General features: G+C 60.5%; 18 protein-coding genes. 14 read left to right on the forward strand and 4 right to left on the reverse strand.

Going from position 1 to position 19,989, the window contains the following annotated elements:
* Positions 1–119: 119 nt before the first annotated feature.
* On the forward strand, positions 120–689 hold the full coding sequence (locus MTX78_RS14775) for a Crp/Fnr family transcriptional regulator (RefSeq protein WP_243795766.1): 570 nt from the start codon (positions 120–122) through the stop codon (positions 687–689).
* An 83-nt stretch (positions 690–772) separates the two neighbouring features.
* Here the strand turns inward: MTX78_RS14775 and MTX78_RS14780 are convergent, their stop codons facing one another.
* Positions 773–2,206, reverse strand: coding sequence for an alginate export family protein (locus tag MTX78_RS14780; protein WP_243795768.1), 1,434 nt, complete (start codon positions 2,204–2,206; stop codon positions 773–775).
* Positions 2,207–2,530: 324 nt separating this feature from the next.
* On the opposite strand from MTX78_RS14780, the gene MTX78_RS14785 reads away from it, so the two are divergent.
* The 13 genes from MTX78_RS14785 (at position 2,531) to MTX78_RS14845 (ending at position 17,686) form a co-directional block, all read left to right on the forward strand.
* Positions 2,531–3,187, forward strand: a complete 657-nt coding sequence (locus MTX78_RS14785; RefSeq protein WP_243795770.1) for a hydrolase — start codon at positions 2,531–2,533, stop codon at positions 3,185–3,187.
* Positions 3,188–3,441: 254 nt separating this feature from the next.
* On the forward strand, positions 3,442–4,062 hold the full coding sequence (locus MTX78_RS14790) for a (2Fe-2S)-binding protein (RefSeq protein ID WP_243795771.1): 621 nt from the start codon (positions 3,442–3,444) through the stop codon (positions 4,060–4,062).
* A 4-nt stretch (positions 4,063–4,066) separates the two neighbouring features.
* Complete coding sequence (locus MTX78_RS14795; protein ID WP_243795777.1) at positions 4,067–5,053, forward strand: FAD binding domain-containing protein; 987 nt, start codon at positions 4,067–4,069, stop codon at positions 5,051–5,053.
* Between the two features lie 14 nt (positions 5,054–5,067).
* A complete protein-coding gene (locus MTX78_RS14800; protein ID WP_243795778.1) occupies positions 5,068–7,389 on the forward strand; it encodes a xanthine dehydrogenase family protein molybdopterin-binding subunit in 2,322 nt (773 codons plus the stop codon).
* Between the two features lie 108 nt (positions 7,390–7,497).
* Entirely contained in the window at positions 7,498–8,373 is an 876-nt protein-coding gene (locus MTX78_RS14805; protein ID WP_243795780.1) for an NmrA family NAD(P)-binding protein, read from the forward strand.
* Between the two features lie 100 nt (positions 8,374–8,473).
* Positions 8,474–9,481 carry a bestrophin family protein gene (locus MTX78_RS14810; RefSeq protein WP_243795782.1) on the forward strand — a complete coding sequence of 336 codons (1,008 nt, stop codon included), beginning with the start codon at positions 8,474–8,476 and terminating at the stop codon, positions 9,479–9,481.
* A gap of 171 nt (positions 9,482–9,652) precedes the next feature.
* The gene (locus MTX78_RS14815; protein ID WP_243795784.1) at positions 9,653–10,720 is read left to right on the forward strand and encodes an NADH:flavin oxidoreductase/NADH oxidase; all 1,068 of its coding nucleotides are present in this window, start codon (positions 9,653–9,655) and stop codon (positions 10,718–10,720) included.
* A gap of 15 nt (positions 10,721–10,735) precedes the next feature.
* Complete coding sequence (locus tag MTX78_RS14820; protein ID WP_243795786.1) at positions 10,736–11,854, forward strand: FAD binding domain-containing protein; 1,119 nt, start codon at positions 10,736–10,738, stop codon at positions 11,852–11,854.
* 247 nt (positions 11,855–12,101) lie between these two features.
* Positions 12,102–13,103, forward strand: a complete 1,002-nt coding sequence (locus tag MTX78_RS14825; RefSeq protein WP_243795787.1) for a type I glyceraldehyde-3-phosphate dehydrogenase — start codon at positions 12,102–12,104, stop codon at positions 13,101–13,103.
* 52 nt (positions 13,104–13,155) lie between these two features.
* Positions 13,156–13,428, forward strand: coding sequence for a UBP-type zinc finger domain-containing protein (locus MTX78_RS14830; protein WP_243795789.1), 273 nt, complete (start codon positions 13,156–13,158; stop codon positions 13,426–13,428).
* A 99-nt stretch (positions 13,429–13,527) separates the two neighbouring features.
* The gene (locus tag MTX78_RS14835; protein WP_243795791.1) at positions 13,528–14,922 is read left to right on the forward strand and encodes a sensor histidine kinase; all 1,395 of its coding nucleotides are present in this window, start codon (positions 13,528–13,530) and stop codon (positions 14,920–14,922) included.
* A gap of 32 nt (positions 14,923–14,954) precedes the next feature.
* Positions 14,955–15,989 carry an oxidoreductase gene (locus tag MTX78_RS14840; RefSeq protein ID WP_243795793.1) on the forward strand — a complete coding sequence of 345 codons (1,035 nt, stop codon included), beginning with the start codon at positions 14,955–14,957 and terminating at the stop codon, positions 15,987–15,989.
* Positions 15,990–16,030: 41 nt separating this feature from the next.
* Positions 16,031–17,686, forward strand: a complete 1,656-nt coding sequence (locus MTX78_RS14845) for an FAD-dependent oxidoreductase (RefSeq protein ID WP_243795795.1) — start codon at positions 16,031–16,033, stop codon at positions 17,684–17,686.
* A gap of 129 nt (positions 17,687–17,815) precedes the next feature.
* Here the strand turns inward: MTX78_RS14845 and MTX78_RS14850 are convergent, their stop codons facing one another.
* The 3 genes from MTX78_RS14850 to MTX78_RS14860 all read right to left on the reverse strand — a co-directional run bounded on the left by MTX78_RS14850 (position 17,816) and on the right by MTX78_RS14860 (position 19,679).
* Positions 17,816–18,214 carry an SRPBCC family protein gene (locus tag MTX78_RS14850; RefSeq protein ID WP_243795797.1) on the reverse strand — a complete coding sequence of 133 codons (399 nt, stop codon included), beginning with the start codon at positions 18,212–18,214 and terminating at the stop codon, positions 17,816–17,818.
* Between the two features lie 82 nt (positions 18,215–18,296).
* Positions 18,297–18,551: a hypothetical protein gene (locus tag MTX78_RS14855; RefSeq protein ID WP_243795799.1), complete on the reverse strand. Its 255-nt coding sequence runs from the start codon at positions 18,549–18,551 to the stop codon at positions 18,297–18,299.
* 105 nt (positions 18,552–18,656) lie between these two features.
* Positions 18,657–19,679, reverse strand: a complete 1,023-nt coding sequence (locus tag MTX78_RS14860) for an Atu2307/SP_0267 family LLM class monooxygenase (protein ID WP_243795800.1) — start codon at positions 19,677–19,679, stop codon at positions 18,657–18,659.
* Positions 19,680–19,989: the final 310 nt, after the last annotated feature.

The raw sequence follows: 19,989 nt of genomic DNA on the forward strand, positions 1-19,989 counted from the left end.
AGAGTAGGCCCTAGGAGTTACTTAGGAAGGCAGCCGTTCAGTAAATCAGAGTGTGGGCTAGGATGATGCCAAGCAAAAAGTACTTTCTTTTGCGCTTGGTACCATCCTAGCCCACGCCAATGTTTGCCGTGTTCGAGCAGTATCTGCAGAGTAAAGCGTTGTTCACTCTAAGCGAAATCGAGCAGATAAAAGCAGTGAGTGTAGTGCGTACGCTGCGCAAGCGGCAGTACCTGCTTCAGGCCGGCGATGTGTGGCAGTCAAATGCCTTTGTAGCCAGCGGCTGTTTGCGCACCTACTCTGTCGATGCCAAAGGCTTGGAACACATCATCGGGTTTGCGGTGGAAAACTGGTGGGCCAGCGACCAGGAAAGCTTGGTTTCCGGCCAGCCCTCGCGCTATAACATCGAAGCCACGGAAGACTCGACGGTAATTGTGGTGAAAAACGACGATTTCGAGCAACTGCGCCGCGACGTGCCAGCCTTCGACCAGGTAGTTAAGGCCCTGGTGCTGCGCAGTTTTATGGCCTCGCAAAGTCGGGTGCACTCGGCTATCAGCTATTCGGCCGAGGAGAAGTACCGCGAATTTCTGCAAAAGTATCCGGGCTTGGTCCAGCGCATTCCCCAGCACATGGTGGCTTCCTACCTGGGTCTCACGGCCGAAACCCTGAGCCGCATCCGCCGCCAGTTGTAAACGTTGCTGCTTGGGGGCCACCTTCTGGCATTCCAACAGGCCGCTTTCGTCGGCCGTTACTGGAGGTTGTTAATCTAACTGTCCTAGATACGCACGGTAAGCCGGAGCCCTCCGTAATACATATCAGTTGTCAAGCCTGGTTGCTTGAGTAGGTACGGTCCCCGGCGGAAGTACACGCCCGTGGCTTGCAGGGTAAGGGCCGGCGTCGGGCTGTAGGATAAAACGGTGTCGTACATGTCCCCCACCAGGCGGCCGGAATCAACGGCGGGCAGCAATAGCACGCCAGATGGCCCGTACACTCCATCCGCGAGGCTGGTGCGCCAGAAGCAGTAATAGCCTGTCAGCAACCGAACGCGAGGAGCTAGATTCACATCGGCGCGGGGATGTATGACTAAGACGTTGGAAGAGCCTACATTGTCGACAAACCCGTAGTAGATAGCCCGTGGATACAAGGGGTTGAACGTATGTAGCTCGCTGTCCGAGGGGTTATGGTCGCCGCTGGCAACGGCCCCTTGCAGGGTGAATACGGGCTGGCGTTTCAAGTCCGGGACGGTGTAGGCCACCAGTTGGGCCACCTTCCACGCCTTGATTGTGGTGCCGGCAAACCGGCCGAGCTGCCCTTCAACTACCGTGATACCGTTCCAGCGCCCGCGCTTGTAGTACAGGGAAGCGCCGGCGGTGTGCCGTTTTTCCGAGCCAGTGCCTTGGTTGAAGCGAGTCGGCTCGCGGTTGACGTAGAGGTAGAACGCGTCCAGGCGAGTGAATAAATGGTGCTGGTAGGTATGGGTCAGCCAACCGCCTAGCAGATACTGCGACCGGTCACGCTCATCATCTAAGAAGCCAGGGTTGTTGCGTACCAGCCACAGGGCTAGGCCGTCGAGCCGCGTGGTGCCTAGGTAGGCCATTGCTTTCGCGCCTATAAAAGAGCGTCGCACGTTGGCGTCGCGGATATCCAGTAGCGTGCCCTGCCCATATTGTAATAGCTGCTTACCCAGGCGCAAAACCAAGTGCGCCCGGGGAGCGGGCGACCAGGAGAATTCGGTGAAGAGTTGATTGAAGCTGAGCTTGTTGATATCCTGTACCGGTCGTGGCCCGCCCGTGCGCCCCGAAATCAAGCTGCTATTGAGTTCGGCATAAGCGCGTACATGCCGGCTCCAGCGCACATCGGCGTAGCCGATAACCCGGTGCAGCAGGTAGCCATTCTGGTCTTCCGGCCCCAACCCCCAGTAGTAAGTTTGGTAGTTGTCATACGTCTCGCGCAGGTGCAAACCGTAACCCATAAAGCCCCGGTTAGCGCGAATGGGCAAGTGTTTTAGCCGGGAGACAAACTGGTTGGACAACGAGTCTTTCGCGGCTGGCCAGTACTCCTCGGCTGAGTTAGCGAGGTGGCCCGTCGCCGTGAAGTCCCCCCTATTGACCTGCGCGGCTACCTCTCCTATTCCGACCAGCTGTAGGGTGGCGGCTAGCACGAGCGGCGCTACCCGTTTTGGCTTACTCTTGATTCTTGCAGCCATCATCTTTTGGGCACACGGGTGCTGGTTAGCTCAGCGGCAAAGGTGACTTCTGCGCTCTGCTTGGTCATTGATAAATATCAAGACTGGCTTCCCTCCCAGCTGATACGTGAGAAGCCATTCCCTTTCCGGTCACGCTGCTGGGCATGCTATAGCGCCAGGGCAGCAGAACACGCGAGGTATCTGCCGTACCGCTGCCCTCTACAGTGCTACTGCTACAAGGAGTGACGCTGGAGTGCAATGTTGACAAAAGTCAATGCTAGGGCTTGGGGGAAGCCCCACTTTTGGCTCGGTTCTACCGCTATTTCTTACTTTAAAAACCCTAAAAGCATGACCGCTAACCAATACCCGAAAACGGGCTACGATGCCCTGCTGACCCCACAGAACAGCCTGCTGCTGTTGATTGACCACCAACCCTTTCAGTTCACCAACCTGCACAGCCACGAGCCGGTCATGCTGGTCAGCAACGTGGTGGGCCTGGCCAAGACGGCGAAAGTTTTCAACGTCCCCACCATTCTGACGACGGTGGTGGAAGAGCGTGGGGGCCTGCTGCTCAAAGGCATTCGGGATGTTTTCCCTGGGCAAGAGATAATCAACCGCACGACGATCAACACTTGGGAAGATGCGCGCGTGGTAAACCTGGTGGAGCAGTCAGGCCGCAAGAAGCTGATTATGGCGGGCTGGTGGACCGAAATCTGTTTAGCCATGCCCACCATTCAAGCCTTGGGCGAGGGCTACGAGGTATTTATCGTGACCGATGCCTCGGGCGGCGTATCCACCGAATCGCACGAGCGGGCCGTGCAGCGCATGGTGCAAGCCGGGGCTGTGCCCATCACGTGGATGGCCGTGCTGTCGGAGCTGCAGCGAGATTGGGCGCGCACCGAAACCACCGAAGGGGTAAGCGAAATCTTGTTCGAGCATGGGGGCGGCAGCGGGGCGGCGCTGCAATGGGAGCGGCAACTACTCGGTGTGGGAACTGGGGCGTAACGTGGTAACGGCCCCAAATCAATTACTGCTACAGCAAGCTTACCGGACTTCACGGCCCTAACCCATTACGTGGAGCTGATAATGCATCAGCAAAGTTTCTCTTGACAAAAGTCAATGCCAAGGAGATAGAGTGCGTCAGACCTTTATCGAAAGCCGCTACGTGCCTGCCGAGCTGCTCGCAATAGCGCTGCTCAGCAGGCACGTAGCGGCTAGCACCTTCCTTATTTGGCTTTCACCACTATAGGTTCTACTCAATGGGCAATACCCTCTTCGACAAGCTCCCCGACGACGGGTCCCGTCGCTCCTTCATGAAGCAGGCTGGCGGTATCGTAGGTCTAGCCATTGCCCCCCCATTTATTGCCCAGGCGGAACGCCTGACGGCTTTCTCGAAAACGGTGGCTGGCGTCTCAACCATGCAGCTAAAGGTGAACGGCACCGTGCGCACCATTCAAGTGGAACCTCGCGTGACGCTACTCGACGCCCTGCGCGAAAACCTGCACCTGACGGGCACCAAAAAAGGTTGCGACCATGGCCAGTGCGGGGCCTGCACCGTGCACGTGAATGGCCGCCGCATCGTAAGCTGCCTGACGCTGGCGGTCATGAACCAGGGCAAGGAAATCACGACCATTGAAGGCCTCGCCAAAGCCGACCAACTACACCCACTGCAGGAAGCCTTCATCAAGCACGACGCTTTCCAGTGCGGCTACTGCACCTCGGGCCAGATTATGAGCGGCGTGGCGTGCGTGAACGAAGGCCACGCCACTACCGACAACCAAGCCCGGGAGTGGATGAGCGGCAACATCTGCCGCTGCGGCGCCTACCCCAACATTCTGGCCGCCGTGCGCGAGGTGGCCGGTCAATCCGCTAAAGGCTAACGCTATGAACAACTTCACGTTTACACCCACTAATTCCAGTAAGGAAGCCACCCGCCTGCGCCGGGAAACGCCCACGGCCACCTACGTGGCGGGCGCTACTACGCTGCTGGACATGATGAAAGTCAATCTGGCGGAGCATCCCCAATTGATTGACATCAACGCGCTGCCGCTCACCGGTATCGAGCAGACCAAAGACGGGCTGCGCATTGGCGCCTTGGAGCGCATGAGCAATGTAGGTGAGCATCCGTTGGTGGTGCAGCAGTACCCGGCTGTGTCGGAGTCGCTGCTGCTGGCGGCCTCGGCCCAGTTGCGCAACATGGCCAGCATCGGCGGCAATATCCTGCAACGCACCCGTTGCGGCTACTTTCGCGACGCGGATTTTCCGTGCAACAAGCGCGTGCCCGGCTCGGGTTGCCCCGCCCAGCACGGTGACAACCACGGCCTAGCGGTCCTTGGCACTTCCGAGGCTTGCATCGCCCAAACCTACCCCGGTGATTTGTCAGTGGCTCTGATGGCGCTTGATGCGGTGCTGACGCTAGAAAATGCCAAGGGCAAGCAGCGCCGCGTGCCCCTCACGTCGTTCTACGTGCTGCCCGGCCAGACGCCCCATCAAGAAAACATTCTGGAACCCGGCGAACTAATCGTGGCCGTTAGTATTCCGGCGGCGGTCCACGCTCAGCGCTCCACTTACCTGAAAGTGCGCGAGCGAACCAGCTATGCCTACGCCCTGGCCTCGGCGGCCGTCGGTTTAGACGTGCAGGGCGGTACCATCCGCGCGGCCCGCGTGGCGCTGGGCGGAGTGGGTACCATTCCGTGGCGCTCCCCCGAAGCCGAGAAAATTCTGACCGGCGCCCCGGCTACCGAAGCCACGTTCCGGGCTGCTGCCGCGGCGGCTTTGCGCGGAGCCCAGCCCCGGGAACACAACGGCTACAAAGTGCAACTAGCCCAGAACACGCTGGTGCGGGCCCTGCAAAAAGTTGCTACCACTTAAGCTGCTGCCTTGTTATGAACGATTCTCCTTCCTTCGAACCGTCCAAGGCCGGCGTAGTGGGCCAGCCCGTCAACCGTGTGGACGGCCTGGCCAAGGTGACGGGCCGGGCCCACTACGCCGCCGAGTACGACTTGCCCGGCCTGACCTACGCCGCCCTAAAAACCAGCACGATTGCCAAAGGCCGCATCAAAAGCATTGATACGGCGGCAGCCCTGCGCGAACCCGGCGTTCTAGCCGTATTCACTCACGAAAACCTGCCCAAGATGGCGCAGACGCCCAACACGCTGGCCGGCAAATACGCCATCTACGGCATGCACATGGGCTATATGCCAATGACGGGCAACGAGGTGTTCTACGCCGCGCAGCCGGTGGCTGTGGTCGTGGCCGACACCTTTGAGCGCGCCACTCAGGCCGCGGCCCTGGTCCAGGTCACCTACGAAGAGGCCCGCCCCGTAGCTTCCTACCAAAGCGCGAATGCCGAAGTGTTTGACCCCAACGGGCAGGGCTTTGTTTTTGACTTGAAAAAGGTGACCCGCGGCAACCCCGGAGCGGCCCTGGCGGCCTCGGCGGTGCAAGTGAAAGCCACCTACGTGCACGCCCTCAACCACCACAACCCTATGGAGCCGGGCGCCACTATCGCCCACTGGGAAGCGCCCGATCGGGTGACGGTGTATGACTCGACGCAGGCGGTGGCCATGTCGCAGTCGTCGCTGGCCACGGTGCTAGGGTTGCCGCAGGAGCAGGTGCGCGTAATTACCAAGTTCATCGGGGGCGGCTTCGGCTGCAAGTTCAATTTGTGGCCCCACACGGTGCTGGCTACGCTGGCCGCCAAAGCCGTAGGTCGACCCGTGAAGCTGGTGCTAACCCGCCCGCAAATGTTTACCAGCCTCGGCCACCGCGAAGACCAGGAGCAAACCATCACCCTGGGTGCCACCAAGGAGGGCAAGCTGACCGCACTGATCCACGAGAAAACCTCCACAACTTCGCCTTGGGATATTTTCGCCGAGCCTAACGCCGCCATCCTCAACTGGCTCTACGCCTGCCCCAGCTACCAGTCGTCTCACCGGGTAGCCCGGGCCAACGTCATGACTTCGACGTACATGCGGGCGCCGGGAGAGTCGCCGGGCTCGGTGGCCATGGAATGCGGCCTCGACGAGCTGGCGGCCAAACTCCACCTTGACCCCCTCGAAATTCGCCTGCGCAATTATGCTGACGTTGACCCTGGCACCGGTCAGCCCTGGTCGAGCAAGGGTCTGAAAGAGTGCTACGCCCGCGGGGCCAAGCTTTTCGGTTGGAGCAAGCGCAACCCCCAGCCGGGCGCAACCCGCGACGGGCGCCTGCTGGTGGGCTGGGGCATGGCCACGGCCTCCTATCCCGTGCGCCCGGCACAGGGTCGGGCCCGCGTCCGTCTCTACGCCGATGGTCACGCCTTAGTGCAAACCAGCGCCACCGACCTAGGCACCGGTACCTACACCGTCATCACGCAGGTGGCCGCCGACGCGTTGGGCTTACCAATGCAGAACGTACGCTTCGAGCTGGGTGACAGCACCTTGCCCACGGCACCGGCTTCGGGCTCGTCGGTGGCGGCGGCCACGGTGAGTTCCTCGGTGTATCTGGCCGTGCAGGACGTGTGGCAGCGGCTGACTGCCCTGGCCGTGCGCGACAGCCAGTCGCCGCTATTTCGGGCCAAACCTGAAGATGTGCAACGCGAGCAGGGCCGTCTGGTGCTGCGCCAAGACCCAAGCAAGGGCGAAACGTTTGACGCGCTGCTTCAGCGCCAGGGCTTGGCCGACATTGAAGGCGTGGGCAACAGCAAATCGGGGGAAGGCTACGAGGCTGATCAGATTGCCTTCGACAACAAACCGGGTACCAAGCAAACCAAACGCTCGATGTACTCCTTTGGAGCGCACTTCTGCGAGGTGAAAGTAGACCCCGACCTCGGTACCGTGCGCGTCACCCGCTGGGTAAGCGTGATGGATGGCGGCCGGATTCTGAACCCGAAAACGGCGCGCAGCCAGATTATCGGCGGCAGCATCATGGGCATCGGGGCCGCGCTGATGGAAGGCACCAACCGCGACGAACAGTTTGCTCGTTACACCAACGCCGACCTAGCTGGCTACCACGTGCCCATCAACGCCGACATTCCCGACATGCGAGTGGAATTTATTGACGGGCATGACCCCTACGTCAACGCTATGGGCGTCAAGGGCATTGGTGAAGTAGCCATGGTGGGCAGCGTGGCTGCTGTGGCCAACGCCGTCTACCACGCCACCGGCAAGCCGGTGCGCCGCTTCCCCATCGTTCCCAGCACCGTGCTGGGGGGCAACGCAGTATAGTGCCCATTGCGCAACCTAGGCGTTGCCCTAGCGGCGGCAAGCATGAATTTTCCCGAGTGGGGCAGTTGCCTAGCCAAGGTGCTGCTTCACCTTTTATTTCTTCTTTTTATGTTGAATTCTATTTTGGTGACGGGCGCCACGGGCACCGTCAGCTCTGAAGTCGTGAAGGCCCTCGCCGGGCGAGGTCTGGCCGTGCGGGCCGGAGTGCGTTCAATCGACAAAGCCGCGCCGCTCCAAGCATTCCGCCCAAACGTGCAGCCTGTAGAGCTGGACTATACCCGCCCCGAAACCGTCCATGCCGCCTTCGCGGGAGTTAACCGCGCGTTTTTGCTTACGCCCTTCACCGAGGATCAAGTAGCTATTGGCAAGCAACTGGTGGCGGCGGCTCAGCAAGCCGGTGTACAGCAGGTGGTGCTCTTGTCCGGCGCCGGCGCGGATGCGCAGCCGGGCACCCAGATCAACCACTGGCACCGGGAAGTGGAAGTGCACCTCGAGCAAAGCGGCCTGTCCTACACCGTGCTGCGGCCCAGTGGCTTCATGCAGAATTTCCTGACTTACAACGGCGTCTCCATTCGCCAGGAAAACAAATTTTACCTGGCCATCGGCGACGGCAAAGTCAACTACATCGACGTGCGCGACATTGCCGCCGTAGCCGCCACCGTGCTTACCGCCCCTGTTGCCTCCCACTGCGGCCAGATCTACACGCTTACGGGTCCGGCCGCGGTTAGCTCCGAAGAAGTAGCCGCGGCTCTGAGCGAAGCTACTGGCCGCCCGATCAGCTACGTGGCCGTGCCCGAAGAAGCCGCCGTCGAGGCCATGGCGCAGGCGCCCGATTGGCTGCGCAATGGCCTTTTGGAGCTCTACCGACTCTACAAAGCCGGCGGTGCTAATTGGGTGACCTCTACGGTGGAAGATGTTACCCAGCGCCCCCCGCACAGCATCGAACAGTTTGCCCGCGATTACCGCTCGCAGTTCGCCTCCTAGGTGGTCCCGACTGCTGGTTTTTACCTGTTAGAAAAATACAAAGGTCCCGGCGAACAGCTTGCCGGGCCTCTACCTGAATTGTACTGCCAACCTCTCCACTATGCACGCCGGTCGCCGCTTCACTCTGACGGAAATTTTAGTTTGGACCCGGCGAGAAATCCTAGTGCTTTTTGGGCTCTCCCTGGTGCCTACTGTGCTTTACGCCGGGCTGGGCTGGCACTGGCTGGGCATGCCCTGGGTGCCCATCGCGCTGGTGGGCACGGCCACGGCCTTTGTGGTGGGCTTTAAAAACAATGCCACCTACAGCCGCCTCTGGGAAGCTCGGCAGGTGTGGGGATCCATCGTCAACACCAGTCGGTCGTGGGCGGTGTTCGTGCGGGACTGGGTCGGCTCTGCGCCCCCTACCGGACCGGGCTTTCTTGATGCACGTCAGCAGTTGATCTACCGGCACGTGGCCTGGCTCACGGCCCTGCGGTTTCAGCTGCGCGAGTCCCGGGCCTGGGAACACATGCACGAGCCTGCCAACGTGGAATATGCCCGCAACTACCGCATTGCCGAGCGGGAAACTATCCTGGCCGAAGAACTGGCCCCTTATCTCACCCCAGCCGAGGCCGCCTACGTGCTTGGTAAAAAGAACCGGGCTACCCACTTGCTCGCCTTGCAGTCCCAGCAACTAAAAGAACTACTTGACCATGACCATCTCAACAATCTGCTGCATCTGCAGTTGGTGCCACTGCTGGTAAACTTGTACGAGCAGCTAGGTAGGTGTGAACGCCTCAAAAACTTCCCCTACCCGCGCCAGTTCGCCACTCTCAACCTGCTTTTTGTGCGCCTGTTTGCGGGCCTCGTGCCTTTCGGCTTGCTGCCGGAGTTCGAAAAGCTGGGCGCGCATTTCGTTTGGCTTACGATTCCCTTCAGCATGCTGGTAGCCTGGATTTTCCTAGCCATGGAAAAAGCGGGAGAAACCGCCGAAAACCCATTCGAGGGCGGGCCCAACGACGTGCCCATCACGGCCTTATCCCGCAACATTGAAATCGACCTGCGCGAGTTGCTGGACGAACTGACTATTCCGGCCGCTCTGCAAGCGGAAAACAACATCTTACTCTAGCCTCGCCTACCAATGCTTGCTGCTTGGTGGCCGGCACCACCTAGTCTCTGATTTTCCAACAATTAGGGATTGACTAGCGCTTGTTAGCTAGCAACTTACCAGGTTCTGGTCACCGTTTTTACTTCACGGCAGCGAGCAGCTCGTTGCCAATCAATTTGAATTCAGATCTACATGGCGCTCAGCATATTTTCGCCTCTTACCATTCGGGGCATGACCCTGAAAAACCGGCTAGTGGTGTCGCCCATGCAGCAGTACCTCACGCCCGATGGCCTAGTGGGCACTTGGCATATGGTACACTTAGGCAGCCGGGCTGTGGGTGGCGCGGGCCTTATCATCACCGAGTGTTCGGCCGTTTCTCCCGAAGGCCGCAACACCTTGTTCGACACGGGTCTGTGGAATGACGAGCAAGTGGCCGCCTGGCAACCCATCGTGCAATTTGTGCAGGAGCAAGGCGCTAAAATCGCCATCCAGCTCTGGCATGCCGGTGGCAAAGGCAGCCACCGCCACCCCCAAGAAGGCATGACTTATCTTCCCCCCACCGAAGGCGGCTGGCTTCCGAAGGGACCCTCGCCCACAGCGCTGGGCAATGGCCTCGCAGCGGAAGCCCTGACACTGGCCGAGATGGAGACCATCAAGGCCAACTTTGTGGCGGCCACCCAACGGGCTGTGCAGGCCGGATTCGATAGTATTGAATTGCACGCGGCGCACGGGTACGTGTTCCACCAGTTCTATTCCGGGCTGACCAACCACCGCACCGACCAGTACGGCGGCAGTTTCGAAAACCGCATCCGCCTATTAGTGGAAACGGTGCAAGCCATGCGCCAAGTGATGCCCGAAGCCATGCCGTTGCTGGCCCGCCTGTCGGTGGTCGATTATTCCGATGACCCACGCGCCTGGCAGCTCGCCGACGGGGTACGGCTGTCGGCCATTCTCAAAGTCCACGGCGTGGATGTTGTTACGGCTTCGGGCGGTGGCTTTGTCACCGTTGATCCGGCCACCGTGTTTCCCTCCTATCAAGTGCCAATGGCTGAGAAAATTAAGACGGAAACCGGCGTTATTACCGGAGCCGTGGGCATGATCAACGAGGCTCAGCAAGCCAATGCCATTATTGCCAGCGGGCAGGCCGACCTCGTACTCATGGCCCGTGAGTTACTGCGCGACCCTTATTTCCCACTGCGGGCTTCGCGGGAGTTGCACCTGACTGCCGAGGTGCCTCAGCCCTACAAGCGCGCCTTTTAACGCTGACCACCGACTATGGGTATCCTTATTGTTGGCGGGTCTATGGCAGGCTTGTGCGCGGGCATTGCCCTGCGCTGCAAAGGCTATGAGGTGGACATCTACGAGCGGTCGGCTGTTACTATCGAAAGCCGGGGGGCAGGCCTTGTCGTGCAGCCGGATTTGCAGCATTACATGATCGAGCACGGCCTCATTCCCAAAGAGCTATTTGGGGTGCCCGCTACCTTTGGGCAGGTGCTCGATTACACGGGGCGGGTGATGATAAAATACCCTATCAGTGGTTCGTTTACCTCTTGGAACCACCTGTGGAAGAACCTGAAGGCGCATATTCCTGCCGAAAATTACCACTTCTCCCACCAATTGGCGCAGGTGACGCAGGACGACAAGCAGGCCACCGCCACCTTCACCAACGGCACGGTAGTTAGCGGCGACTTGCTGCTGGGCGCCGACGGCTATCAGTCGGCCGTGCGGCAGTACCTGCTGCCGGGTGTGGGCCCTACTTACGCCGGCTACCTGGTGTATCGGGGCTTGGTGCCCGAAGAAGATCTAACGCCTGCCGAAGTAGCCTTGTTTGCCAACGGCATTACGTTTTTCCCTTACGAGCACGCCCGTATCCTGGCCTATATGGTACCCGGCGACAATGGGGAGGTAATGCCCGGCCACCGCCTGCTCAACTGGGCCTGGGCCACCAATACCCCCGCCCCAGAGCTAGCCGAATTGCTGCTCGACAAAGATGGCCGCGCGCGCCCATCCAGCGTGCCCCCATCCTACCTCAGCGCCCGCAGCCTGGCCCGTATCACCCAACTGGCCGACCAGCATCTGCCCGACGTGTTTCGGCGCATCGTGGCTGAAACCAAGCAGCCTTTCTTACAGGCCGTGATGGAGTTAATGGTGCCCAAGATGTATGAAGGCCGCGTGGCCATTATGGGCGATGCGGCCTTTGTAGTGCCGCCCCAAACCGGTGCCGGTACCTCCAAAGCCTACAACGATGCAATTTCCCTGGCCGAGGCCCTACACTATAATGCGACTCTCAAGCCGGCCCTGGCTCAGTGGGAAAACGACCGGAATCGACAGGCCCGCAAGCTGTTCGCCCAGGGCAAGCAAATTGCTTTTCAAAGCGGCTTAGGAATGGAGTAGCCGCCGAAAAGCCAGTAACCTGAGCAGGTCCTTCACCACGTACTGGCTCGTGTTTTTGGCATTAATTGGCTTTACCAGCCAGGAAGAGCGACGTTCTCAAACCAACACAATATTCGATAAGCCATTTCACCGGGTATCACAAGTGGCTAATTTACAGACAGAAATGCTTAAAACATCACTAGGGATTTTCTAGCCATTTGCACGTTGCTTTCAACCAGCTCTACTGCTAACTCATTTTTCTTTTGCTATGAAAAACATTGCGCTGTATGGATTTGGCCGCATCGGGCGGCAGTTTTTGCGGGTAGCGCTATCTAAGCGCCTGTTCGTGCCAGTATCCGTTTCCGACATTCGGGACGAGGCCACGCTGGCGGCGCTTTTCGCCGTGGACACCAACTACGGGCGGTGGGCGGAACCCGTAGCGGGCACCACCGGTAAACTGCGTATCGGCGCGCAGGAAATTCCCTACCTCAATTCCGCCACCGAAATACCTGATTGGTCCGCCCTGGGTGTGGACCTGGTGGTGGACTGTACGGGCCGCGCCACCACCCGCGCCGGGGCCCAAGCTCATCTGGACCGGGGCGCCAAGTACGTACTGGTGAGTGCGCCCAGCAAGAGCCTTGCCGACTGCGACGCCGTGCTGCTCAAGGGCATCAACCTCGACACCTTCGACCCCGCCCAGCACCACATCGTGAGCATGGGTAGCTGCACCACCAACGCGCTGGCAGCGCCCATCAAGGTCATTCTGGAAAACTTCGGGATTCAGTACGGCCTGTTTTCGACGGTGCACTCCTACACCAACACTCAGTCGCTGACCGACCAGCCCATGAAGGACCGACGCGACTCCTGGGCGGCGGCCGAGAACATCATTCCCTCCTCCTCCGGGGCCGCGCGGGCGCTGCAGTTCATCTGGCCCAACCTGCACATCACGGGCAAAGCTTACCGCGTGCCCACCCGCACCGGCAGCATCGCCGAGTTGAACTTGGTGACTGAAAAGGAGTGCACAATCGACGAAGTGAAAGACGCGTTTCGGCGGGCAGCGCAGCAAGGGCCACTGCACGGCGTACTTGACGTGCTGGAAGAGGAATGGGCCTCTTCGCGCATCGTGGCTGACCCGCACACCGCCCTCATTGACCTGCCCCTGACGGCTAAGCAGGGCCAGCTCTTGTCGGTGGCCTCGTGGTACGACAACGAATGGGGCTTCTCCAACCGCTTGGCCGAAGTGGCGGGCTACCTGGCCGAGCGTATCTGAGTGCCTCACTTTTGTCCATTACTACCTGTCTCACGCTTTTTCTGCTTCTCTTATGGCCTCTGTTTGCTCTCACCTCTCGGCGCTCGACACGGCGCACCTGAATATAGCTCCGCAACACGTCTGCCCCGAATGTGTGGCCTTGGGCGACACCTGGGTGCACCTGCGCGTGTGCCAGCAGTGCGGCCACGTTGGCTGCTGCGACCAATCGAAAAACACCCACGCCACCAAGCACTTTCACGCCACCCAGCACCCGGTGGTATCCTCGGCCGAGCCCGGTGAGTATTGGGTTTTCTGCTACCCTGATCAGGAATTCGCGGAGTACTAGGCGGTCCGGCTCCAGCCTATAGACTCCGCAGAGCCCCTGAGCAACCAGCCGGCTTACCACGGTGCAAAAGTACCGACTCTCGATTTTTCTTCCTTACGCATGGCCCACCTCCTGCCCGCTGATCCTACCGTACTGCCCAGTATCACCGCGTTCCAAGGCTTGCCTCCCGATGTGCTGACCTGGCTGCTCCAGGCCGGGCACCTGCGCCACTATGCCGATGGGGAAGTCATCGTGCAGGCGGGGGCGCCCGCCGACCGCTTGCTGGCTGTAGTGCGCGGGGGCACCCACACCCAACTGCCGGGTGCTCCCAGCACCCGTGGGTTCCGGCTGGAAGTCGGCGACGTGGGCGGCCTGCTGCCGTATTCCCGGCTCGAGTTCTTTCCGGCGCAGGGCCTGGCTGTGGGTGACACCGTGCTGTTTGAGCTGCCCCGCTCCCAGTTTGCAACCCTGGAGCAGGTAAGCCCCGAACTGGTGCAGCGCTTGATAGGCGTTATGAACGACCGGGCGCGTGACTTGGTGCGTACGCAGGAGCGCGACGACAAGCTGCGCGCCTTAGGCAAGCTCTCGGCCGGCCTCTCGCACGAACTCAATAACCCGGCGGCGGCCATTAGCCGGGCAGCAGACTCGCTAACGACGGCACTGCACGTCATTCCGGCCCGGCTGATTGCGCTGCTGGCTACCTGCCCGCCCGCCGAAACCCTAGCCACCATTACGGCGCTAGCCGTGCTGCCGGCCGAATTACCGCGGCCCCTTTCGGCCCTGCAAGCAGCTGACCGTGAAGACGAGTTAGCCGACTGGCTGGAAACCCAGGGTTGCCCCGATGGCGCTGCCCTTGCCCCCAGCCTGCTTGATGCCGGCCTGGACGCGGCCGCCTTGACTCCGGTGGCGGCCCGGTTGCCTGCCAATACGCGGCCCGCCGCCTTTGCCTGGCTCAGTGGTCACCTCACGGCCGCTCGCCTCACGCGCGACATCAGCGAGGCCTCCCGGCGCATCAGCACGCTGGTGGACGACGTGAAAACCTACTCACACATGGACCGGGCTGGGGGCCGCGAAAAGCTGGCCGTGACCACCGGGCTCGACAGTACACTCCACCTATATGCCCACGCGCTGCGGCAGAAAAACGTGCGTCTGACCCGTGACTATTCCCCCGACCTGCCGCTGGTGCTGGGCCAGGCAGGGAGCCTCAATCAAGTCTGGACCAACTTGATTGACAACGCGCTGGATGCCATGCCTGCCACCGGTGGAGAATTGACGCTGCGCGTCGACCGGCAAGGCAGTTGCCTGGTTATCAGCGTGGAGGATAACGGCACGGGTATTACTACCGAAGTATTGGCCCACATGTTCGAGCCCTTCTACACCACCAAGCCCCTCGGCGAGGGCAGCGGCCTGGGGCTCGACATTGCCCGGCGTATTGTGCAGGAACACGGCGGCCGCCTGGAAGCTGTTTCCCGACCCGGCTGCACCAAGTTTACTGTTTGGCTGCCGCTTGGCTAGCCCGCTTCACCTTAGTTGTTACGACCCCTTATATGCCTGATTCACCCGCTTTCCCTTCTGCTTATCGACCCACGTTGCAACACCCCCTGCACTCGGGCTTCACCGCCGCCAGCACGGCCGCCGAAGTAATCCGTGGGATTGATCTCAACGGCCGGGTGGCCATTGTGACGGGGGGCTATGCTGGCCTCGGCCTCGAAACCGTGCGGGCGCTGCACGGCGCGAGGGCGCAGGTTATCGTGCCAGCGCGTGACACCAGCCGGGCGGCCCATGCTTTGCAGGGCCTGGCCGGCATTGAACTGGAAGCGCTGGATTTGCTTGACCCGGCTTCCATTGACGCGCTGGCGGCCCGGTTTGTGGCCAGCGGCCGGCCGCTGCACCTGCTCATCAACAGCGCGGGCATCATGGCGGGCCCGCTGACCCGCGACGCCCGAGGCTACGAATCGCAGTTAGCGACCAACCACCTGGGGCATTTTCAGCTGGTGGGCCAGCTCTGGCCGGCGCTGGTTCGGGCGCAGGGCGCACGGGTAGTAGCGGTGTCGTCCAGGGGGCACCGCCGCTCACCCGTGGTCTTCGACGACCCCAACTTCGAGCGCCGCCCATATGATCCGTGGGAGGCCTACGGTCAGTCGAAGACCGCCAACATTCTGTTTGCACGGGAACTGGATAAGCGCGGGCAGGCAGCGGGCATTCGAGCCTTCTCGCTGCATCCGGGTAGTATTGCGGGTACGGGCCTGAGCAAGCATGTCTCCCTAGAGCAGCTGCGGCAGATGGGGGCTGTAGACGCCGACGGCGCTCCCATTCTCGACCCCGCCCGCGGCCTGAAGACGGTGGCGCAAGGGGCCTCAACCGGCGTGTGGTGTGCCACCAGCCCGCAGCTGGCTGGCCGGGGCGGCGTGTACTGCGAAGACAACGACATTGCGCCTCTCTATACACCGGTCACCCAGTCCGACGGCTCTACTCCTACGCAGGGTATGATTGGGGTCATGCCGTATGCGGTGGATGAGACGGACGCCGCCCGCCTGTGGACCCTCAGTGAGCAGCTCACGGGCACAGTGTACCCTCGATAAGTGCCAACGGTCCTAGCCACCCTTTAGCCAGTACCCATCCCATGAAAAAACCCGCCATCCTAGTAGTTGACGATGATCCGCAGGTACTTGGGGCCATTACCCAGGACCTGCGTCGCGAGTTTCGGCAGGCCTACCGCATACTGAGCGCGAGGTCAGGGCCGGAGGCGCTGGCGACGCTCGACGAGCTGCGCACCCGAACTGAACCGCTGGCTCTGGTGCTAGCCGACCAGCGCATGCCTGAAGTGGAAGGGGTAGAGGTGCTGGCGCACGCGCTAGCGCTGTTTCCCGAAGCCAAGCGCGTGCTGCTGACCGCCTACGCCGATACGGCTGCCGCCATCCGGGCTATCAATTCGGCACAGCTCGACTACTACCTGCTTAAGCCCTGGGACCCGCCCGAGCAGCTGCTCTATCCCGTGCTGCACGATTTACTGAGGAGTTGGCAAGCTACGTACCGGCCGGCTTTTGCGGGCGTGCGGCTCGTTGGGTTTCAGTGGTCGCCGCTCTCGCACGAGCTAAAGGACTTTTTCAGCGGCTACCTAATGGGATACCAATGGCTGGATATTGAAAAAGATGCCGAGGCGGCCACGCTGCTGGCTACCACCTCCTTCGCAGTCGATGACCTGCCGGTGGTGGTCTGCCCCGACGGCCAAGCCCTGTCCCGCCCCGACAAAGCCGACTTAGGCCGGCACTTGGGCCTACTGGTTGCGGCGCAGGAGGAACTGTACGATGTCGTGATTATCGGGGCGGGGCCGGCCGGGCTGGCCGCGGCCGTGTACGGAGCCTCCGAGGGCTTGAAAACGCTCCTCATCGAACGCCAAACGCCGGGTGGGCAGGCCGGGGCCTCGTCGCGCATCGAGAACTATTTGGGCTTCCCCACCGGCCTGAGCGGCAGCGAGCTAGCCCACCGCGCCTGGGCGCAGGCCACGCGCCTCGGGGCCGAGTTTATGGCCCCGCAGGAGGTAGTAAGCCTGCACGTGCAGGACGGTTACAAGGTGTTGACCCTGGGCGACCAGTCGGTCGTCCGCACCAAAGCCGTGGTGCTGACCACCGGCGTCAGCTACCGCACGCTCGACGCGCCGGGCCTGGAGCGCCTGAGCGGGGCGGGCGTGTACTACGGGGCCGCCCGTACCGAAGCGCGCAGTTGCAGCAACCAGCCAGTGTACATCATTGGCGGGGGCAACTCGGCGGGGCAGGCAGCCATGTTCCTGTCCACCTACGCCTCGCGGGTGTTTATTGTCATTCGTGGCGAAAGCCTAGCGACCAGCATGTCAACCTACCTCATCACCCAAATTGAGCAGACGCCCAACATCGAAATTTTGCCTCACACCCAGCTGCGAGAAGCCTGCGGCGGCAACTCTCTTGAAGCCGTGGTGGTGCAGCGTGATGGGCAGGTGCCGGAGAAACACCCGGCCCGAGCCCTCTTTATCTTCATCGGGGCCAAGCCCAGCACCGAGTGGATTTGCCACCTAGTACCCTGCGACGCCAAGGGCTACCTGCTCACCGGCCGAGACCTGCTGACTGACCCGCGCCACGCTGCTTCCTGGAAGCTGAACCGCGAGCCCTATCTATTGGAAACCGGCGTGCCGGGCCTTTTCGCCGCCGGCGATAGTCGGGCCGGCGCAATGGCCCGCGTGGCCTCTGCGGTGGGCGAGGGCAGTATGGCCATCAAGTTTGTGCATCAATACTTAGCCGAGTAAAAAACTGAGTAGGGCGTCGGTTAGGCGCCCTACTCAGTTTTTTACTCGGCTAAGTAAACCTAGCTTTTGTGAACTTAACACGATAGGCAGGTGCAGGTCTAACTCAGTTTTAGGGCGTGTTGTATTCGGCTAGTTGTTCTCCAGCAATTCTTTAAGCTTATTCATTTCCTGCTCAATTAATTGCACAGCCTGGTGAAACGCCTCATCTGGCATTGCCTCCGGCTTAGTAAAGGTCATCATGAAATGTGCCCCTTCATTACCTGCTACTACTCGGCACGGCACCAGCCAATCACCCTCCACTGGGTCGTTAAATTCCTGGTCCAGGATGCCGAATTTCTTATTTGATAGCATTTTTACGTGCTGCATACCCCGCGGACCTTCCATGTTCCAGTACCCGTTTTCGCCGGGCGTCGCGCTGAACACGTTGTGAATTGCCCATTGTGGCCAGTTGGCTAAGTCATTAAGGAAATCCCATACCCGCTCGGGGCTGGTTTGGATGTTGATGGTTTTGGTGATAGTGCTGGCCATGAGAAAACAAAGAAGCTGCCGCCTGTCAGTAATAAGGCAGCAAGGTGAAAAACAAAAGGAAACGTTGCTTTTTGTCTGCTGATCAACTGATGGTTGCCCCGTAATTGATGGCACTCTGTCGCTTGGCTTGCCATCTCTGCAGTGCTACCACCCCCAGTGCCGCAACGCCAAACGCGGCCCCGGCCCACGGCAAGTAGTGCAGGCGGTGATGCAGCAGGATCCAACCGCCGACCGTCGTACCCACCGTTACGCCCAGGTTGGTGATGGAGCCGGCCAAGCCGTTGGCAAACTCCAGGGCTTCGGAGGCCGCCGCGCTGATGAGCGACGAACTGAGCAAAAACAGGGGGCATACAGCAGCTCCCACGCCGCCACAGCCAGCGTAGTGAGTATCTGTAGCGGGCCAGTAACCGACAGCGCCCCGGCCAATGGCCCCTAGGATTCATTAGCGAAGCAAGGGGGCGACGCGCGTGCCTAGCAACTCGATAGCGCGCATAAGCTTGGCGTGAGGCAAGGTGGCCACGTCCAACTGAAAGGTTACCCGCGATATTCCACCCAGCGCCTCGCCATGGCGCAGAATCTTGGCGGCTACTTCTTCGGGATTACCGACTAGCAGGGCTCCTAGCGGCCCCAGCTGCGCATTGAATTGGCCGCGGGTCACTGGCGAGCCACCCCGCTCCCGGGCTCGATTGGTGAAAGTGCGTGCGTAGCCGGGATAAAAGTCCTCCACGGCCTCGGCCGTCGTATCGGCCACGTAGCCCAAGGAGTGCAGGCCCACTTGTAGTTGTTCGGGGGCGTGCCCGGCCCGCAGGCCCGCTTCTCGGTAGAGGTCTATCAGCGGCCGAAACTGGTGCGTATTACCCCCAATAACGGCTACCATCAGGGGAAGGCCTAGCGTGCCGGCCCGCACGAACGACTGCGGCGTACCCCCTACCCCCAGCCAAATGGGCAGCACCGGCTGCTGTGGACGAGGGTAGATACCCTGCCCGGTAAGCGCCGGTCGGAATTTGCCCTGCCAGCGCACCTGCTCGTACTGACGGATGGTCAGCAGCAAGTCAAGCTTTTCTTTAAACAAAGCATCGTAATCGTCCAGGTTGAACCCAAACAGCGGAAAAGCCTCGATGGACGACCCACGCCCCACCACCATTTCAGCCCGCCCCTGCGAAATCAAATCCAGCGTGGCAAATTCCTGGAACACGCGTACTGGGTCGGCCGCACTGAGCACCGTCACGGCGCTGGTTAGGCGAATTCGCCGAGTCCTCGCGGCCGCAGCTGCTAGGATGACGGCCGGGGCCGAATCAAGGAATTCGGCCTTGTGGTGCTCGCCAATACCAAACACGTCAAGCCCTACCTCATCAGCCTGTACGATACGGTCTAGTAGTTGCCCCATAGCTTCAGTGCTACTGGGTGTGCTGCCCGTACCATTATCCAAGAGCGCCGCGGCGAAACTGTCGATTCCGATTTGCATAAAATCCTTGCATTAGCATGAAGTGCCTATTGTAAGCTGGCCGTTTGTCAAAAACTGCCTATTTACTATCGGCATGGCTATGCAAAGGTGTTCCGTAGCAGCAAGCAATTGCATTGATATTAATCAATAAAATGCGTTGACAAGCTGTCTAATTAACGGATAGGACGTGGGTGCTACGCTAACGGCTACTCCAAGAGATAATGAGGTGGTCTAGCTAAGCCGTTCATAAGTAGCAGGTGGATCGCAAATGTGTTTAAACGTAGTTAGAGTATATCAAGCGGAGAAGGATTATTGGCGCTGCGGGACATTT

This window comes from Hymenobacter tibetensis (assembly GCF_022827545.1).
Lineage (GTDB): Bacteria > Bacteroidota > Bacteroidia > Cytophagales > Hymenobacteraceae > Hymenobacter > Hymenobacter tibetensis.

Bases quoted from the DNA above. Each gene is read 5' to 3' on its own strand.
- MTX78_RS14775 (WP_243795766.1), top strand. From the start codon at position 120: ATGTTTGCCGTGTTCGAGCAGTATCTGCAGAGTAAAGCGTTGTTCACT.
- MTX78_RS14780 (WP_243795768.1), bottom strand. From the start codon at position 2,206: ATGATGGCTGCAAGAATCAAGAGTAAGCCAAAACGGGTAGCGCCGCTC.
- MTX78_RS14785 (WP_243795770.1), top strand. From the start codon at position 2,531: ATGACCGCTAACCAATACCCGAAAACGGGCTACGATGCCCTGCTGACC.
- MTX78_RS14790 (WP_243795771.1), top strand. From the start codon at position 3,442: ATGGGCAATACCCTCTTCGACAAGCTCCCCGACGACGGGTCCCGTCGC.
- MTX78_RS14795 (WP_243795777.1), top strand. From the start codon at position 4,067: ATGAACAACTTCACGTTTACACCCACTAATTCCAGTAAGGAAGCCACC.
- MTX78_RS14800 (WP_243795778.1), top strand. From the start codon at position 5,068: ATGAACGATTCTCCTTCCTTCGAACCGTCCAAGGCCGGCGTAGTGGGC.
- MTX78_RS14805 (WP_243795780.1), top strand. From the start codon at position 7,498: ATGTTGAATTCTATTTTGGTGACGGGCGCCACGGGCACCGTCAGCTCT.
- MTX78_RS14810 (WP_243795782.1), top strand. From the start codon at position 8,474: ATGCACGCCGGTCGCCGCTTCACTCTGACGGAAATTTTAGTTTGGACC.
- MTX78_RS14815 (WP_243795784.1), top strand. From the start codon at position 9,653: ATGGCGCTCAGCATATTTTCGCCTCTTACCATTCGGGGCATGACCCTG.
- MTX78_RS14820 (WP_243795786.1), top strand. From the start codon at position 10,736: ATGGGTATCCTTATTGTTGGCGGGTCTATGGCAGGCTTGTGCGCGGGC.
- MTX78_RS14825 (WP_243795787.1), top strand. From the start codon at position 12,102: ATGAAAAACATTGCGCTGTATGGATTTGGCCGCATCGGGCGGCAGTTT.
- MTX78_RS14830 (WP_243795789.1), top strand. From the start codon at position 13,156: ATGGCCTCTGTTTGCTCTCACCTCTCGGCGCTCGACACGGCGCACCTG.
- MTX78_RS14835 (WP_243795791.1), top strand. From the start codon at position 13,528: ATGGCCCACCTCCTGCCCGCTGATCCTACCGTACTGCCCAGTATCACC.
- MTX78_RS14840 (WP_243795793.1), top strand. From the start codon at position 14,955: ATGCCTGATTCACCCGCTTTCCCTTCTGCTTATCGACCCACGTTGCAA.
- MTX78_RS14845 (WP_243795795.1), top strand. From the start codon at position 16,031: ATGAAAAAACCCGCCATCCTAGTAGTTGACGATGATCCGCAGGTACTT.
- MTX78_RS14850 (WP_243795797.1), bottom strand. From the start codon at position 18,214: ATGGCCAGCACTATCACCAAAACCATCAACATCCAAACCAGCCCCGAG.
- MTX78_RS14860 (WP_243795800.1), bottom strand. From the start codon at position 19,679: ATGCAAATCGGAATCGACAGTTTCGCCGCGGCGCTCTTGGATAATGGT.